Here is an 18,034-nt window from a genome sequence, read left to right on the forward strand (position 1 = left end):
GCAGAGAATCTTACCTGCTTCCTGTTTTCCAGGGATTTTAAGCTTTGTATCATCAATCCTATCCAGACATCTGCTATCAGAAAATCTAATATCCGTAAAACTAAAACGGATCCTGTCGATACCATCCTTATCATAAAAACTATGATGATGAACAAATATCGCCTGTTTTCTCAGCATGACATGGATTCCATGAAATTAAAAAGCCTTTGCCGCTTTCGTCAGAAATTAGTAAAAGCACGGACAAAGGTCAAAATTCAGCTTGTCACTTATATCGATCTGCTTTTCCCTGAACTCCAGTATTTCTTTAGATCCGGTATTCATGGCAAAGCCTGCTACGCTCTTCTTAAAGAAGAGTCAAATCCCGACAAGATTGCGAAAATGCATCTCACGCGGTTATCAAACCTGCTGAACAAGACCTCTAAGGGCCACTTTAGTAAGCAAACTGCAATTGCTTTGAAAGAGCTTGCATCGCAATCTGTCGGTACTAAAGATGATACCCTATCTTTACAGATTTTGCAATCCATAAATCAAATTGAATTGTACACATCTCAACTTAAAGAAGTTGAGGCATCTATCAACGAGATCATGGATAACATGGATTCTGTTATCAAAACGATTCCCGGTATCGGCAACCTGAACGGTGCCATGATACTCGGTGAGATCGGTGACATCAGCCGTTTTGAAAAGCCTTGCCAGCTTCTTGCTTATGCGGGCCTGGATCCGTCTGTCTATCAATCCGGGAACTTCAATGCTCCACGGACAAGAATGTCCAAACGGGGCTCCAAACTGCTCCGCTATGCCTTGATCAATGCTGCGTGGCAATTGACTTTAAACAACGATACATTCAAGAACTACTATGACCTGAAGGTATCTCAAGGCCGCCGTCACTACAGTGCCCTGGGTCCTACTGCTCATAAATTAGTTCGCGTTATTCATAAAATGCTAACAGATAACGTTACATTCAATTTGGACTAGTTATTTCTACTCACTAATTCCATATTCAGATTTTGAAAGCACCTGTTGATGCTTTATTTGTTGTACTCTCATTTACTTCAAAACTATTTTAAAGTTTTTTCGGTTTTTCTATTGACTATTCATAGTTGGTCTCCTTTAGTATTTCCTTTATTCCTATGTTAACAACTATTACATTGCCAATAAGATCCGTCATTCTTGGATTATCATGAACCGGTTTCTTACTGTGGAAAGTAATAGTATAATCTGCTGTTACACAATTCTTAGGTTCATCTCTGCCGGTATCGTCTCCTGATATACCGCTTGGAATGTCCATAGCAAAGACAATAGCTTTCTGGTATCCCATCTTGTTTATTGCTTCGACAGCCGCTTTTCCGGCTTCACGCAATTCCCCATGGAACCCTGTACCATAAATAGCGTCAACTACTATATCGAAGCCTCCCGATGCAGGCACTTCTCTCCTGTCAAGGATTTCAAGTTTGTCCTTGATAAGATCATAATTCTTCTTAGCATCTTCTGTCGCTGGGTTTCCTTCGACCAGAACGACTACAGTAGCCCATCCAGCTTCATTTAGCTTTCTGGCTACGACTAAACCGTCGCCCCCATTATTGCCTTTACCGCAGAATACTACTGCCCTCGGATTTCTGATTGCTTCCGGACATTTCCCGAGAATTATTTTCGCAGCCTCTGTTCCTGCATTCTCCATCATTTCATAAGTTGATAATCCCTTGCTTGCAGCCATCTTTTCCAGCTGTTTCATTTCTTCACAGGTAATTGTTTCTTTTTCATAAAGTTCCATATTAAAACCTCCTTGATCTTATATTTCAAGTCTGATGTCACCACCAAACATTTTTTCTATTCTGTTTCTCAGTTCAGCATTGTCCGTGCTCCGTAGATCAGGATCTGACGCAAGCAAGCTGTTAGCTGCATTCTTTGCCTTTTCCAGCACATCCGCATGTCTGACGATGTCGCTGATGCGCATTTCCGGCAAGCCGTGCTGCCTGGTGCCAAAAATCTCGCCAGGTCCTCTCAGTCGCAGGTCTTCCTCGGCTATTTGAAAACCGTCCGTACTCTCGCACATTATCTTTACTCTCTCTGCCGCTATGTCAGTCTCGTTGTTTATAATGAGATAGCAAAATGATTGATCATTTCCCCGTCCAACGCGGCCGCGTAGCTGATGTAACTGTGCCAGGCCGAAACGTTCGCAGTTTTCTATGACCATGACAGTCGCATTTTGTACATTTATGCCTATCTCTATGACGACCGTTGACACCAGCACGTCTATTTCACCTTTGACAAAAGCATCCATGACGGCATCCTTTTGTTCCTGAGGCAGACTGCCGTGGATAAGGCCGACTTTATAATCTTTGAATAGTTTCTGCAACTCGGCAAAAAGTTCGCTGGCGGATTTCGCGTCTATTTTCTCTGACTCTTCTATCAAAGGAGCCACTACATAGGCCTGCTTGCCCTTTACAAGCTCTTTGCGGACCTTATCGTATACCAAGCCTCTATCTTCCTGATGAGCTGCTATGGTTCGTATCGGCTTGCGTCCTGCAGGCATAGTATCTATGACGGAAATGTCCAGTTCACCGTAAAGTATAACTGCCAGCGTCCTGGGTATTGGAGTCGCAGTCATGACCATTATATTGGGATCGTCGCCTTTCTCAGACAGCCTATGTCGTTGCTCTACGCCGAATCTATGTTGTTCGTCTGTAATTACCAGACCCAGTCTGTTGAATTTGACACCCGGCTGGATAATTGCATGTGTTCCAACCAGTATATCAATTTCACCGGTTCCCAGCCTGTCTAATACTTCTTTCTTATCTGCAGGCTTCATACTTCCGCATAGCAGGCCTATTTTCAGGTTGTATTCCCTGAATGCCTCGGTAAGTGTGACATAGTGCTGCTTGGCAAGTATCTCTGTTGGTGCCATCATTACGGCCTGATAGCCGTTGCATACAGTCACATACATAGCTATTTCGGCTATGGCAGTCTTACCTGAACCTACATCGCCCTGAATAAGTCTGTTCATTACCCCGGTAGATTCAAGGTCTTTAGCAACTTCACTCCAGACTCTTGTCTGACCTTCAGTCAATTTGAATCCTATATTATTTATAAATTCTTCAGACCTTCCGGTATTTATTGCTATGCCATTTTTCTTTGCTGCATTATCGTTTTTTACATAAATAAGTCCTGTTTCCAAGGTCAGCAGTTCATCGAAAACCAGCCTGAATCTACTCATCAATACATATCTGCTTTCTTTTGGGAAATGTATGTTTTTCAAGGAAAAAACAGGATCTGCAAGTTTATACTCCGTCACAATGTTTTCCGGCAACCATTCTCTTACACTTTCTATGGCCGGACTGACCTGTGCCTGAATCTTTCGCATTTCATTCTGTGATATCCCCTCTATAGTCGGATACACTGGTATTATGCCTCTGATATCGCCTTTCTCACCGTATTGATGAAATTCCGGATGAATCATCTGCATACGGCCCATGTTTTCTGACACTTTCCCATAAAAAGAGTACTTGGAATTTACATTAAATGCTCCCGATAGATACTTACCGTTAAAGAATACTATCTCGATCATTCCGCTATCATCGTTAATAAGTAATGATAAAGGAGCACGCTTATTATACGGATTTCCGCTTTGTCTTCTTGAGATAACTTTACCACATACCAGATAGTCTTTCCCTTGTTTCACATCGCATATAGGAGTCTCACGTCTGCGATCCTCATATCTGCGCGGAAACCATTCTATCAGGTCCTCTATGGTCTTGATCCCGTGTTCAGATAAAACCTTGCCCTTCTTGGGGCCTATTCCTTTTAAAGTTGTAATTTTATCCTTAAGATCCATACCTGTATACTACCTTGGTCCTTCTGCGTGCTTTCCTTTGTTTGGTCATTACGCCTGCAATGTTGATTGTTATCTCTGAAGGCTTGCTGCCGCTAATGACCTCCAACCTGTCAGCTATATAATCAGCTACCGCCTTATTGGTACTTTTAATGCTGATTCCAAATCTGACTACCACATTGAACTCAAGCTTGATGTGACCTTCAGAGTTTGCATCAGATGTTATATTCATAGCCAGATCCCCATCAGGGAATTTACCGCCTATACCTACCAGACGACCTCTCTTAGTAGTGACCCAGACTTTATTCTTGCATTGAGGCTGCATAGTGCCATCGATTATTATCTGTGAAATGATCGAGTTGGAAATCGAAACAGTTCCCAGCTCTGTTTCCCTGGTCAAAGTCATACGCTACCTCCGATCATTTGAAACTATCTTCTGTAAAAGCCATAGTATGAAGAGCCTTACAATAAATTGATTCTATAAGTGTCAATTCGCCTACACTTATGCTTTCATCAGGCTGTCTTCTGTTGTCCTCTCTGCCTGGCAATACTGGTCCCCATACGACTATATTATCCATAAGCTGGGCATAAGAAGGTCCCTGCGCTAAAGTGAAGTCATTCCTCGTTTCAGTTACATGTTCATAAGCATCACCGAAGGCTTTAACAAAAGGCGCATTTCTGCTGACGAATATTCCCGGAGCTGAGTCTATGTTATCTATTCTCATATCATCATCTTCAAAGTACTTTTCCAAAGCTTCTATGATATCTTTCTCGTCTGTATCGTTAGAATATCTTACATTCATATTGACATACAGTCTGTCTTTAAAAATATATATTCTGGTAGGAACATAAATATTATTCCCGGAAGCCTCGTTCTTGAAACTTCCCTTGCTGCGCGGCATTCCGGCTCTCTGACCATAGAATTCATCGAATCCATATCTCAGTTTTCTTATGACCTGAAATACCACATCATCTCTGAGGACTAATCTGTCATTTCCAATGATGGAATCCAGCGCTGCAGCCATTTTAAAAATTGCATTGACACCCTGTTCAGGATAAGCCGAATCCACAGCCTTACCTGCAGCGGCGAATTTACGATCGTCATCCAAAGTTATCATGCATTTTTCCGGTACTACCTGATTGCAGTTGCCTGCTTTTATGTCTGAAATACAACCGACATCTTTCTTTACAGGAAACGAAACAAGTATATTCATAGTACCTTTGCTTACGTTGCATATAGGAAATACTCCATCCGGAGCAAAACCGTAATCCGGTGCTTTATGATCCATAAGATAGGATCTTACGTCTGACAGATCATGCTCCAAACCAGTACCAATTATCATCTGAATTCTCTTCCCGTAGGATTTCCCTCTGTGGTAGTAGGTGTTCCACACATCCTTCATGGCGAAGAGTGCTGCAATTGCAGGGCCCTTGCCGGCTAGTGTTCCTCTGGCTATTATATTCCCGTTCACAACCACTGGAACAAAAGGATCGCACTGCCATAATCTTCTGTTGCCAGGATCTGCTACATCCACATGAGTCAGAATGCCAACAGTTTCCTCTCCTTCTCCAATTTCAATTATACCTACTCTGTTATCAACTGCTTTCTTACAGGTAAAACCAAAGGCTTCGCCCTTTTCCAGCATATAGTCTAAAGCTTTTCCACAGTTTTCCTTATCGCCGGAAACACTGGGGATACTCAATAATTCAATTAATGCTTCAACCGTACCATACATAATGTATAGAAGTCCTTTCATATTCTCTAAAAAAAAACGTCATACCGATGGTATTAATCCACCAGTATGACTGTCTGTTTCCTTTGCCAGATCAGATAGCACGGTTAACTTTGCCGGATCTCATGCACTGTGTGCATACCTTAGCTTTTCTTGTCGTTCCGTTGTCATCGATCTTAACTGTCTGAATATTAGCATTCCACTTTCTTCTTGTGTGTCTGTTTGAGTGGGATACATTATTACCGGAAACCTGTCCTTTTCCGCAAATTTCACATTTTCTCGACATTTGCCGCACCTCCTATCATATATATAAGCTTTACTGTTGATTTCAGTTACCGTGTGATTCCTGAACATCACACGGGTAGCATTATATCACAGGTTAACGGCAAAATACAAGTGTTTTTTTACAGTTTATTAAAAAGGATATCAGGTCTATTACTTATCACTGTGGATTTTATCGTAGTACTCTGCTCTGAGCATTGACATAAGGCACAGATCCACGTACTTTCCATTTTTCTTTCCTGCATGTCTCATTTTTCCTTCATCAAGGAATCCGATCTTGTGATAAAGGAACGCAGCTGGTTCATTGGCAACGAAATGATCAATAGTAACACGCTCCATATGCAGATTGATAAATGAATACTCAAGTATCATTCTGATTGCCTCTTCCCCATAGCCCTTATTGCGATTTTCCTTGTCCCCTATGTAAATCCTTGTCAGATCTATCGAATCTTCTTCTTTATCGATACGAGACAGATAGATTCTGCCAATGGGTTTATCTTCAGGCTTGAGTACTATAGTGTACATTTCCTTGGTAGGATCAGCTGAGAAATTGATGAAATCTCTTACGATTTCCTCATAATCACGCCCTTCATTCATGGTAAAAAACTCATTAACGTCTTTCCTGGCTTCCCATTCTGCAAATAACTCGCAGTCAGCAAACTCAGACTCTCTAAGCATAAGGTTCTTCGACTCCATTTTTATCACTCCATTTACCCTTATATTACAATTTTCACAAAACAACTACAAATAAATAATTCAATGTGTTATTATTATATAGTATTTTCGCGGAAAATAAAAGGAGATTAACTAATGAAAAGGAAAAAAATTGCAATTTTATTGCTCATAACCTGTCTTATTACGGGAATGTCTCTGATGACATCATGTAACAACACTGAAGATCCTACTAAGGACCTGTCCGCAAAACTAGATTCTAAGCTCAATGCATATAAAACGGATCTGCAGGATTCTGCAGATACGATGAATTCTAATAAAAACATAAGAAATTATCTTACAAGCTGGGCTAAGGAAAAAGGTATAAGTTACAATGTAGACAAAGCAGGAAACGTAATAATGACATCTGATGCAGGAAAGGGCTATAAAGAAGTGGCTCCAACTGTTATTTTGTGTTCTTACGATGAAAGCCAGTTCAGTTCTTATATCGATCCTATCGTAATGGCTCTTTATACTATTAAAAATAATGAAAGCACAGGCAAACTGACTGTAATATTCACTGCCGAAAACGGACATAGTTTAAGCGGCGTCAAGTCACTGAGTTCATCTTATTTCACTGATGATACAAATGTATTCTGCATCAACAGTGGCCAGAAAGGTCTGTTTGCAACTAAGACCGGAGCCAGTTCATCTTACAGATCCACTCAGAGTATTAGTTATACAACGCCTACGCTGACTAAGGCTTATAAGATCAGTATGACTGGCCTTCCCGGAGGTCAGCCGGATTCCAAAACATCTGATATGATAAACCCTATCACCAGAATGTCCTCTCTGCTATCTTCGCTGAAAAGCAGCGGAATAAGCTATCAGCTGGCTTCTATCAATGGTGGAGACGATGATGACCTGTATGCTAAATCTGCATCTATGACTATAGTTATTGATGCTAACAAGGAAGAATCCTTTATCGAAAAGATGGACAAGGCCACTGAAAAATTCAATGAAAAAAACAAAGATGAGTTTAAGGGTATCAAATATAGTTATAAGAAAGTATCAATGCCATCTAAGGTGATTTCAACAAGCGATTGCAACAGGTTTGTCAGCTTCATGTACACGCTCCTTGACGGAGTTTATTATAAGGATGATGACGGAAATCTTGTCTCAATAACCAATATATCTTCTATAAAAACAACTGACAGTTCTATTAGAATCGGCTCAGTTGCTTACAGTTTAGATAAGGCTAATCTTAAAGAAATCGATACGGGAGAAGAGACTTTATGTAACTTATCAGGCATCTCCTATAAGAAAACATCTTCGATACCTCTTTGGGAGGGAAAGTCTGACACCAAGTTCACTACGGCAGTAGCGGCTGCTTACAAGGATTATGTGAGCCAGACGTTGACATATTCTGACTCTGTCCCGTCTTCTCTGGCAAGCTATATTTCACAAAAGAACAGTAAGTGTGATATTATCTCGATCACTGTCAATGATAATGTGGTCAAGGATTGCACGGGTGCCCTGGTCACGTACCTCATAGATACAAACCAAAAGGATAAATAGGCGCAACACCCTAAGGCCCTCACTTGTCCTCGTGCGCGAACAGTCCGCCCGGCTTGCTCGCCAATGGCAGAACACGTTACGAACTCGGCAAAAAATCAAAGTCTCCTTCAGAGACTTTAAAGGAGAAGCCCTTAGTGATATTCATACAAGTATGATATCACCATCGGTCTTCTCCTTTGTTTTGCCTTCAAACAGCGTAACGTGTTAAACTGCCATTGTTGCTCCCTTCGCCTCGGACTGTAACTGCTCCTGCGGAATCGTTCAGGCCTTAGCGGTTGCGCCACCCAGGCAACTATTATTTCCAGTAAGTTAGTATAAAACCTGCTATTAGATATACCCCCCTATTATCAGATTGCAAGTCAACTGATAATCAAAGCTAAAACACAGGATTCTTTCAACCAGACGGCCACACTGACCCACGCTGCGTTTCCGCAGGAGCAAGTGTAGTCATAGCCGCAGGCGAGCATGAATAACAGACAAATGTGTCGCGCTGTTTGAGTTGATATGAAAATGAGAATGCCTTAAAGTAAATCGTACTAGTATGATTTACTCAGGCATTCTCATTTTAAAGTCTCTGAAGGAGACTTTAGAAATATCAACGAGTTCGCGACACATTCTGTTATTCGCGAGTGAGGCTTTATGACTACCTGCGCACGAGGACTAGCAGCAGGGTCAGTGTGGCCGTTAGCCCAGGATCTTTTTAGACGCATTGGCCGAAGCTGTGGCATCCTTAACATAAAAGTCAGCACCGATCTCTTCAGCATACGCCGCAGTCAGCACTGCGCCTCCTGTCATTATCTTGCAATCCGGAGCCTTCTCATGAAGAAGACTGATTGTTTTAGCCATATTAGGCAAGGTCGTAGTCATAAGCGCAGACAGGCCCACAAGCTTTATTTTGTCCTCTAAGACCCTTTCAACGATATCAGAAGGTTCCACATCCTTACCCATATCTACGATTTCATAGCCGTAGTTTTCAAGGATAACCTTTACGATATTCTTGCCGATATCATGGACATCGCCTTTGACTGTCGCAACCAGTATCTTGCCCTTGGAAACGCCATCCGTGGCGTTTTTGCCCAGCTTTTCCTTGATGACATCGAAGGCCACCTGAGCTGTAGTGGCGCAGAGAATCAGCTGAGGGATGAATATCCTGCCCTTCTCGAATTCTTCTCCGGCCTTGTCCAGTATAGGAATAAGTTCGTTGTTTACTATATCCAAAGGCTCCATTCTCGTGAGCATATCTGTTACAGTTTCCCGGCACTGGGTCTCCAGGCCATTGTCGATGAAATATCCCAGATCCTTCTTGACATCAGGCGCTGCCACAGTTCCTACCGCCGATTTAGTCGGCGCTGCTACTGCAGTCAGATCCGGCGCATCCTTATACTTATCAATAAAGTTCTTAGCACCTTTGTCTATGTTCATAATGAGTTTGTACACTTCTATAGCCTGCATCATGCCGGGAGCACCCGGGTTGATTATGGCCAGGTCCAGGCCGCATGTCAGGGCCATCTGAAGGAAATTCTGGTTGATGACAGGTCTCTGTGGCAGGCCGAATGAGATATTCGAAACACCCAGTACCGTCTTCAGGCCCATATTCTTGACCATTCTAATAGCCTCAAGAGTATTCTGAGCATTCTCCTGCTCAGCAGAAACAGTCAAAGTCAGACAGTCGATAATAATATCTTCCTTACGAATCCCTAAAGCTGTAGCGCTCTTGACGATTTTTCTTGCGATTTCTATACGTTTTTCAACGGTTTCAGGGATTCCTTCTTCATCCATGGTCAGACCTATGACACATGCTCCATACTTCTTGACTATAGGCAATACTGCCTTCATAGAACCCTTTTCACCATTGGCAGAATTGACAATAGCCTTGCCGCAATAGGCTCTGAGAGCCGCTTCCAGGACTTCGGGATTATTGGAATCTATCTGAAGTGGCGCTGTTACAGTTCCCTGCAGTGTCTTCACTATATTTACAATAACTTTTTTCTCGTCAACTCCTGGTACTCCTGCGTTGACGTCCAGTATCTCTGCGCCTTCATTTACCTCATTAATAGCCAAATCAAGGACATACTCCAGGTTTCCTTCACTAATAGCTGCCTTGAGCTTCTTCTTTCCGGTAGGATTGATGCGCTCGCCTATGACACGAGGTTCATCTATGATAACCACCTGCTCCGGCGTGCATACAGCAGTCGGAATGACAGGTTCGTTCTTCTGATATCTTTTCTTCTTGAATACCTTTCTGATTGCTTTGATATGAGCAGGCGTTGTCCCACAGCAACCGCCTATGAATTTAACGCCCAGCGGTATCAATGCAGCCGCACTGGCAGCGAATTCATCCGGTCCGACCAGATATTCTCCGGTTGCCGGATCAGGCAATCCAGCATTGGCTTTAGCGATTATAGGTAAAGTAGTCCATTTGGATAACTCTTCTATAAGCGGTTTGAATTCCTTAGGTCCCATTGAACAGTTCATTCCTATGGCGTCGGCTCCAAGGCCTTCCAATGTAAGGGCCATGGAAGGTATACATGTGCCTGTGAATGTTCTCAGATTATCTTCAAATGTCATGGAACAGATCACAGGAAGATCTGAATTTTCCTTAGCTGCCAGCAACGCCGCTCTTATCTCGTAAAGATCGCTCATGGTCTCTATCATGATCAGGTCAGCATCTCTACCGGCTATTATCTGCTCTTTAAACATGTCATAGACTTCATCAAAAGTCAGATCACCGTTAGGCTCCATCAATCTACCCGTAGGGCCGATGTCCAGGGCAACCTTTGTGTATGTGCCCTCCACAGCCTCGCGCGCATTTCTGACTGCAGCCTCGATAAGCTCTTTGACCGAGTAGCCGCAGCCCTCTATTTTGTATTTGTTGACTCCGAATGAACATGTGCATATCATGTCAGAGCCTGCGTCTATATACTCTTTGTGTATGGACTTGATAACCTCAGGCGCAGTTATATTCAGCACCTCAGGCACCTTGCCCAGGTCCACGCCCCTGGACTGGAGCATTGTCCCCAGACCACCGTCCATATAAACGAATTCTCCCGTAAATAACTCTTCTAATTTCATAAGGCTCCTTATAATAACGACTTAACGTTTTCACTGATTCTCTTGGCGATATACGGATTGTTCATAGTGTACAGGTGAATGCCATCTACATTATGGGACAAAAGGTCCACTATCTGGTTTGTGGCATAGGCTATGCCTGCGTCTCGCATGGCTTCCGGCTTGTTCTCGTAACGCTGCATCATTTTAGTGAACTTGGCCGGCAGACTGGCGCCGCAAAGGGAAACCATTCGCTCTATCTGTTTACTGTTGGTGACAGGCATTATGCCCGCCTCTATCGGCGTATTGATGCCCGCGATTTTGGCTTTGTCTACAAAATCATAGAATATCTGGTTGTCGAAGAATAACTGTGAGACCAGATGTTCTGCCCCGGCGTCGACCTTCTTCTTCAGATTCAGAACATCCGACACCTGGTCTGTACTGTCTGGATGTCCTTCCGGATAACATGCCGCGGAAATGCCGAAATCATAGTGTTTGCTCTTGATATATGTGATCAGATCACTAGCGTGTTCGAAATCATGCTTAGGCTCTATGCCAGGCACATAATCACCTCTCAGGGCCATTATATTCTCTACTCCGCCGTCCTGCAGCCTTTCCAGCATCACATCTAGTTCATGTCTGGTAGAATTCACACAGGTCAGATGTGCCGCCGATTCGATGCCGTAATCAGCTTTAATGGCGGAAGCTATCTCACAGGTGGAATTATCGGCCAGACTGCCGCTGGCTCCGTAAGTCACACTGATGAAATCAGGTTTCAGATACTGTAATTCGTCTAAAGTTTCATATATGGTCTCTATTGGTACATCTCGCTTAGGCGGGAATACCTCGAAGGAAAAAACGGTTTTTCCCTTTCCAAAGAGTTCTGCTAGTTTTAAATTCAAAAGATCACCTACTTCTTTATATAACATATGTTAAGGTCTACATGGTTTCTAATGCCTGATACCTTTCCTTCGTTGGAATACTGCCACATTTTAAATGTGTAAGGGTAAGCCGTCGACGTGGAATAGTGAGCCAGCCAGGTATCATACTTAGTAAGATACGACAGGTCTATTTCATTGAGCAACCAACGCTGATTCCCGTAAACCATCGGCGTATAGCCGTTGTTCTTTATTATCGTACAAAAAGCGTCCGTTACTTTGGTCCGTTCATTATCTGTCAGCTGTGATATTCTATCCCCATCCATGTGTTCCATATCGTACACTACAGGATAAGTTACGCCCTTCCGCCTGATATGTCTGATGACAAACTTGGCCTCAGCTACAGCTTCATCTGTTGTTATGGCCTGAGAGAAGAAATATACACCAACCTTGACGCCGGCCTTCCTGGCATTTTCAATATTCTCCTTAAATCTGGAATCGATACTGATATTTCCCGAATCCGATCCGCTGTACCCCACTCTGATTATAGCGAAGTCCACGCCGTCGGATTTAACTTTCTCCCAATCGATCTCTCCCTGATAAGTAGAGACATCTATTCCTATAGTTGATTCATAGTCGTCGTCGCCATACATTCGAAAACCGTTCTGATAATAGTATCCCGACTGTTCATATTGATTTACCGGTATATCCACTCTGTTGCCCAGTCCTTTATATGTGCCTACTACAACAAAAAGAACGCAGAAAATGAAAACTATAAGTATAATGGCCAGTATAGCAGCAAGGACCAGGGTCGCTTTGCTTTTGCCACTTAACAAAAGTCTCTTACTTCTTTTTCTTCTTTTTCTTTTTTCTTTTCTGTAACTCATGGCACCCATTTTATCATAAATCACAAATTAAATAAAGATTATTTGACTAATAGCATCAACTTATATTATTATGTACTTAGTTAACTCTGCTATGGAGGTGTGTATCATGATTGATTATGATGTATTATCAAAGGAAATTTCTGCATATCGCAGGGATCTTCACAAGATTCCTGAGTTGGGTTTTTTCGTTTACAAAACGAATGCCTACGTTAAGGCTGTCCTTGATGGTCTGGATTGTCAGGTTGAGACTGTCGCAAAAACAGGCCTGGTGGCATATTTCGACTTTGGCGGTGAGAAGACTCTCTGTTTCAGAGCGGACATGGACGGTCTGCCTATTGAAGAGGAAACCGGCCTTGATTTTGCCTCGACTCACGAAGGATGCATGCATGCCTGCGGTCACGACGGGCACATGGCCAACCTGCTTGGCTTTGCGAAAGTCCTGAACTCATACAGAACCCAGGGAAGGCAATTCAAATACAATGCCCTCCTTTTGTTCCAGCCTGCCGAGGAGACCATAGACGGCGCCCTGACAATTCTGGGCACCCATATATTCGAGCAATTCAAAGTGGCGTCTATATTCGGCCTGCACATGTGGCCGTTTCTGGAGGAAGGCGAGATAACTACCAAGCCTGGAGTCATGATGGCCAAGTCAACTGCCTTAGCCGTCGAAATAGAGGGTCTCAGCGCCCACTGCGGCGAGCCTGATAAGGGCCACGATGCCCTGGCGGCCGCCTGCAGATATATAGATCTGCTCTATGATTTTAAATCCGAGCACATTCGCGAACGGTCTGTTCTGAAATTCGGAGAGATGAAAAGCGGAACGGTCAGAAACATCATATCAGACTACACCAGACTCGATGGCACAATGCGTACCTTTGATGATCTTACCAATAAACGACTGGTAAATGCTATGAAACACTATGCCAGGCAATTAGAGACTCTATATGAAGTAAAATTTACAGTAGACACATCCAAATATCATCCAGCAGTCGTCAATGATGCAGACCTGTATCTGAAAATCAAGGAAGAACTGCTGAGTAAACACCTTAATTTCGTAGAATTGAGGCGACCTTCAATGATAGCTGAAGACTTCTCATTTTTTGAGGAGCGGATACCGGGGTTGTTTTTCTTCCTTGGTACAGGGACTAAGATACCGCTCCATAGCAATAATTTCAACTTCGATGATGCTGTGCTGATAAATGGAGTGCAACTCTTCAATACAATATTCTTAGGATCTAAGTAAGCGTAACTTTAAAGGACTGCTGCCGGAAAGCAACAGTCCTTTTTCAGTATCATCTTTTATTGTTTTTTAGTCGACTTTTTCATAGTCTTTAGTTCTATGCGCTCGTCTGCGCAACCGGCTACATAGGATGAATGAGTCACTATTATGACGCATTTGCCATTGGCAGCTAGTTTTTTCATTATGTCCATGATCTCTTCCTGAGTCTCCTCATCGAGATTGCCCGTAGGCTCGTCGGCCAGGATTATATCAGGCCCGTAAGACAATGCCCTCGCAATGGCTACCCTTTGCTGCTGCCCGCCTGACAGCTTCAGGACACGCCTGTCAGCCTCATCTCTGTCCAGACCGACCTGGTCAAGGATGCCATAGGCCTTACGTTCGATTTCACCCTTATCTATCTTTTGTTTATCGTTAGACTTGGATATCTCCATGGACAGCTCGACGTTTTCCTTAGCCGTAAGCTTGGTCAGCAAGTTGAAATCCTGGAATATGACTCCTATATTCTTGCTTCTGTATTCGTACTTGTCCTGAGATTTCATGTCCTCACCGTTACAGTAAATGGTTCCCTCAGTAGGCTCCACAAGGCCTGAAATGACTGATAGCAGCGTTGTTTTACCTGCGCCGGACTTTCCTACTATAGCATATATTTTTCCATTTTCAAAGGAGTAATTGACTCCGTTTAGTACCTGCTTGCTTCCGTAGGAGAAACAAAGGTTTTCCAGTTTTAATACTTCCATTTCGTACCTCCTAATCTCGGTTGGCCAATATCTGCAGTGGCTCTTATCTCATTATGGATATAACTGATACCATTCCGGCTATTATTGCAAGCAATATGCAAGATCCCAGCAATTCCAGCAGGACTATGATATTCACTGAATTTGACACGCTTGATATATAGTTGCTTACAGCGCCCTTGTTGCTGTCCGAATTTCCTGATGCACTTGAACTGCTTGAGCCGGAGCTGTTTGAACTGCTTGAAGAGGAATTATCAGAAGGCTGTGATGGCCCTGCTCCGTTGTTATCTCTGCCAAATGACTGCTGCATGTCGTTGCTCTTGGTCTGCGATTGCGTGATCTGTGACGATAGCAAAGCGTTAGTCACCGGCACCGAGGCGACAGTGCCTATAGTACCTCCTATTACAACTGCGACCAGTGCTATGATCATTATTTCTGACATGAACAGTTTGGCGATCTTGCTCTTCTTCATGCCGATGGCAGATAGCACGCCTATCTCATACTTACGTTCTCGTGTACTGAAGATATTCATAACTACCAGAATAATGGCTCCTACTAGAAGTATTACTATGAGGAAGTATCCTGCAAATTTAGACAAGTTCTCCAGAGGTTCTGCACTTCTTTCATAGCTCTCTATGTCTGTTGAAGAAACAGTATATTTGCTGGACAGGCCAAGGTCAGATACCTGAGTCTTGAACTTCTTATAATTAGCTACAGTTCCTACTACATAAGTACCGTTCAGATTGCCTGAGATAGCTGTAGTACTGCTACTGCTGTATTTGGATGCAGAAGTATCTGTTATTTTCTTCAGAGTATTATAGCTTGTATAGATTTCATTGGCCGGATCTGTCTGCTGTCCCGGATCGCCCATGTTGGCCTGTGTCGAGCTCTGGCTGTTCTTATATATCCCTACGATCTTCAGTTTATATGTCTCGCTGCTCTTATTAGGGTTGGCTACCTTGATATAATCTCCTACGGACAGGTCGTTGTATTTGGCCAGATCACTTGAGATTACACATACCATAGCACTGGTACCCTCATCGAACATCTTGCCGCTCTTGATCTTGCATGTGCCGTCGACGAAATCTGTCATGGCCTCGTCAGAAGAATAACCTGTGATAGTAAAGTCTCCCGTCGTCATGCCGCTCGGGGCTTTGCTGTCCGAGTTTGAACTGCTTGTGCTGCTGGAATTACTTGAACTGCTTGTGCTGTAGGCTTCCAGGCTTCCTGAAGCGTCTACAGAAGCGCTCAAAGTGTAGTAGAATGATTTCACAGCGCTGGCTTTAGCGTACTTTTTCAGCTGAGTCAAAGACAAAGATGAATTTTTCATGGCTGACTTCAGCTTTGATTTGCTTATAGATCCGGAGCTGCTTGATGATTTGCTCATGGCTTTGTCTCTATCCATGCTGATCTGTGCAGTAATTGTCATGTCTGACAGGGCGCTCTCCTTGGAACTGGCCGCTGACTGACGGATGCATAATCCAATGCAAACGGAAAGAGCGATGATAGTGATAATAATACCTATTAATATGCTTCTTCCCTTGGCACGGACTATGTTTCTCATTGCGTTTTTTAGAATGAACATGTCTTACCTCCAATTGTTTTATTACGAGTCAATTATATAGCCTTTATAAGTATTAATTAGGTAAGCTATGCGTCACTTTGTAAAAGATAATGTGTAATAAATGTGTGGAGAATGTGTGCAAGAAAAAACGGCGTTAATGCATAGTCGCATTCAACGCCGTAATCAGGTTCTCTATAACTTATTAAATTTCTTCTTTTTCCTCGTCTTCTTCAAGTTCTGAATAGGCAGCTAGCAAAACAATTGCTGCTACTGCGCAAATACTGAAAATAGTCCACTTTTTCACTAGAACCACTCCTTTCCCTACTTGCTATTATACCCTGCTGCCCGGAAAAGTACAAGGGTTTCTTCCTCGTTCATACCCATTCTGGTACATATCTCAGAAAGTGTATCTTCTTCAAATACGTAATCTGGCTCCATGCAGAGTTTGGTAAAATCCGTCTTATTAATGCCGCTCTTGCTGAAGGTTATTTCACCTGAAGCTATTTTTCTGTCGTATATTTTGAAAAATTCCTGTTTAAAAGTCATATTCACCGCCTAATGTACTGTTTCTTCATCGGGATTCACATGGACCATGCAATGCTTGATATTCGGGTTCTCCCTTTCCAGAAGGTGATGGACCTCTTCTGCCGTCTTGTGGGCTTCAAAGAGAGTCAGCTCCCCATCCATGGTTATTTCTACATCTACATATATCTTGGATCCGAACTGTCTGGTCATGAGAGTATCTATATGCTCTACCCTGTCCACAGACAAAACTTCACCGCGAAGTTTATTCACTATTTCATCCGAGCAGGTCTTGTCTATCATCTTATCCATAGTCTCTCTGAAAATATCGATCGATACTTTCATAATGAACATGGCTATAATTATGGCAGCTACCGGATCTAAGACCGGATATCCCAGCCTAGCTCCCAGTATACCTGCGAAACTACCTATAGATGAAAAAGCGTCAGACCTGTGGTGCCAGGCTTCTGCCTTCAGTGAAACAGAATTTATTTTTCTGGCTGATATTATCGTATACCAGTAAAGTCCCTCTTTCATGACTATTGAGACTATGGCCGCAACAAGCGGCAGTAATGTAGGCGTCACTATCGTCGATGGATCGATTATTTTCATTACACCTGAATAACCTATGGCTATACCTACGACAGCCAATATATCTGCCAGGAGTATGGAAATAACGCATTCCATTCTTTCATGTCCATAAGGATGTTCTTTGTCCGCAGCCTTACTTGACAGGTGCGCTCCTATTATGACCAGTATAGTTCCTGCTACATCTGATGTGGAATGCACTGCATCTGATACCATTGCAGCAGAATGACCTACGATCCCTGCTATGAATTTAAAAGACGCCAAAAATACATTGCAGACAATGCTTACAGTTGATACCCTGTATATTACTTTCTTATCCGACAGAATCGGCTTCTCGTCTTTTCTCATATGCACTCCTATGGGCCTTGGTATGTGTATTATAAACCTGCTAAACCCATTGATTACATAGTACATCTTCACTTATTAAACTGTCAAGTAAATGCTGTAGTTATGATTGTTAGTTAGCTTTCCACTGAGCATACAACCTAACAGTTCCGCCA

16 protein-coding genes are annotated in these 18,034 nt (G+C 42.9%); 3 read left to right on the plus strand and 13 right to left on the minus strand.

Features of this window, described 5'->3' with window-relative positions; translation table 11 throughout:
• A partial coding sequence (locus EV211_RS09135) for an IS110 family RNA-guided transposase (RefSeq protein WP_133529130.1) occupies positions 1-975 on the plus strand: 975 nt, incomplete at its 5' end.
• A 115-nt stretch (positions 976-1,090) separates the two neighbouring features.
• Here the strand turns inward: EV211_RS09135 and EV211_RS09140 are convergent.
• The 6 genes from EV211_RS09140 to EV211_RS09165 all read right to left on the minus strand — a co-directional run bounded on the left by EV211_RS09140 (position 1,091) and on the right by EV211_RS09165 (position 6,540).
• Positions 1,091-1,771 (minus strand): NAD(P)H-hydrate epimerase, encoded by a 681-nt coding sequence (locus EV211_RS09140; protein ID WP_133529131.1) that lies wholly within the window; start codon positions 1,769-1,771, stop codon positions 1,091-1,093.
• 18 nt (positions 1,772-1,789) lie between these two features.
• Positions 1,790-3,832 (minus strand): ATP-dependent DNA helicase RecG, encoded by a 2,043-nt coding sequence (gene recG, locus EV211_RS09145; RefSeq protein ID WP_133529132.1) that lies wholly within the window; start codon positions 3,830-3,832, stop codon positions 1,790-1,792.
• Positions 3,822-4,235: an Asp23/Gls24 family envelope stress response protein gene (locus EV211_RS09150; RefSeq protein WP_133529133.1), complete on the minus strand. Its 414-nt coding sequence runs from the start codon at positions 4,233-4,235 to the stop codon at positions 3,822-3,824. Before EV211_RS09150 ends, recG begins: the two co-directional genes overlap by 11 nt.
• 13 nt (positions 4,236-4,248) lie before the next feature.
• Positions 4,249-5,586: a zinc-binding metallopeptidase family protein gene (locus tag EV211_RS09155; protein ID WP_133529134.1), complete on the minus strand. Its 1,338-nt coding sequence runs from the start codon at positions 5,584-5,586 to the stop codon at positions 4,249-4,251.
• A gap of 70 nt (positions 5,587-5,656) precedes the next feature.
• Positions 5,657-5,848: a 50S ribosomal protein L28 gene (gene rpmB, locus EV211_RS09160; protein WP_133529135.1), complete on the minus strand. Its 192-nt coding sequence runs from the start codon at positions 5,846-5,848 to the stop codon at positions 5,657-5,659.
• A 149-nt stretch (positions 5,849-5,997) separates the two neighbouring features.
• Entirely contained in the window at positions 5,998-6,540 is a 543-nt protein-coding gene (locus EV211_RS09165; RefSeq protein WP_133529136.1) for a GNAT family N-acetyltransferase, read from the minus strand.
• A 114-nt stretch (positions 6,541-6,654) separates the two neighbouring features.
• On the opposite strand from EV211_RS09165, the gene EV211_RS09170 reads away from it, so the two are divergent.
• The gene (locus EV211_RS09170) at positions 6,655-8,073 is read left to right on the plus strand and encodes a peptidase dimerization domain-containing protein (RefSeq protein WP_133529137.1); all 1,419 of its coding nucleotides are present in this window, start codon (positions 6,655-6,657) and stop codon (positions 8,071-8,073) included.
• 684 nt (positions 8,074-8,757) lie between these two features.
• Here the strand turns inward: EV211_RS09170 and EV211_RS09175 are convergent.
• From EV211_RS09175 to EV211_RS09185, 3 genes are read right to left on the minus strand one after another with little or no spacing between them, the layout of a single operon-like run.
• Positions 8,758-11,145, minus strand: a complete 2,388-nt coding sequence (locus EV211_RS09175) for a homocysteine S-methyltransferase family protein (protein WP_133529138.1) — start codon at positions 11,143-11,145, stop codon at positions 8,758-8,760.
• A gap of 8 nt (positions 11,146-11,153) precedes the next feature.
• Entirely contained in the window at positions 11,154-12,023 is an 870-nt protein-coding gene (metF, locus tag EV211_RS09180) for a methylenetetrahydrofolate reductase [NAD(P)H] (RefSeq protein ID WP_243108591.1), read from the minus strand.
• Between the two features lie 8 nt (positions 12,024-12,031).
• Positions 12,032-12,886 carry a glycoside hydrolase family 25 protein gene (locus EV211_RS09185; RefSeq protein ID WP_166635427.1) on the minus strand — a complete coding sequence of 285 codons (855 nt, stop codon included), beginning with the start codon at positions 12,884-12,886 and terminating at the stop codon, positions 12,032-12,034.
• Between the two features lie 106 nt (positions 12,887-12,992).
• Here EV211_RS09185 and EV211_RS09190 point away from each other — a divergent pair, with 106 nt between their 5' ends.
• Positions 12,993-14,129 carry a M20 metallopeptidase family protein gene (locus EV211_RS09190; RefSeq protein WP_166635428.1) on the plus strand — a complete coding sequence of 379 codons (1,137 nt, stop codon included), beginning with the start codon at positions 12,993-12,995 and terminating at the stop codon, positions 14,127-14,129.
• A gap of 56 nt (positions 14,130-14,185) precedes the next feature.
• On the opposite strand, the gene EV211_RS09195 is transcribed toward EV211_RS09190, so the two are convergent.
• The 4 genes from EV211_RS09195 to EV211_RS09210 all read right to left on the minus strand — a co-directional run bounded on the left by EV211_RS09195 (position 14,186) and on the right by EV211_RS09210 (position 17,882).
• Entirely contained in the window at positions 14,186-14,863 is a 678-nt protein-coding gene (locus tag EV211_RS09195) for an ABC transporter ATP-binding protein (RefSeq protein ID WP_133529142.1), read from the minus strand.
• A gap of 43 nt (positions 14,864-14,906) precedes the next feature.
• A complete protein-coding gene (locus EV211_RS09200; RefSeq protein WP_133529143.1) occupies positions 14,907-16,445 on the minus strand; it encodes an ABC transporter permease in 1,539 nt (512 codons plus the stop codon).
• 300 nt (positions 16,446-16,745) lie between these two features.
• Positions 16,746-16,970, minus strand: a complete 225-nt coding sequence (locus tag EV211_RS09205; RefSeq protein WP_133529144.1) for a hypothetical protein — start codon at positions 16,968-16,970, stop codon at positions 16,746-16,748.
• 9 nt (positions 16,971-16,979) lie between these two features.
• Positions 16,980-17,882 carry a cation diffusion facilitator family transporter gene (locus tag EV211_RS09210; RefSeq protein WP_133529145.1) on the minus strand — a complete coding sequence of 301 codons (903 nt, stop codon included), beginning with the start codon at positions 17,880-17,882 and terminating at the stop codon, positions 16,980-16,982.
• Between the last annotated feature and the right edge of the window lie 152 nt (positions 17,883-18,034).

It is taken from the genome of Aminicella lysinilytica (genome assembly GCF_004362975.1).
GTDB lineage: Bacteria > Bacillota > Clostridia > Peptostreptococcales > Anaerovoracaceae > Aminicella > Aminicella lysinilytica.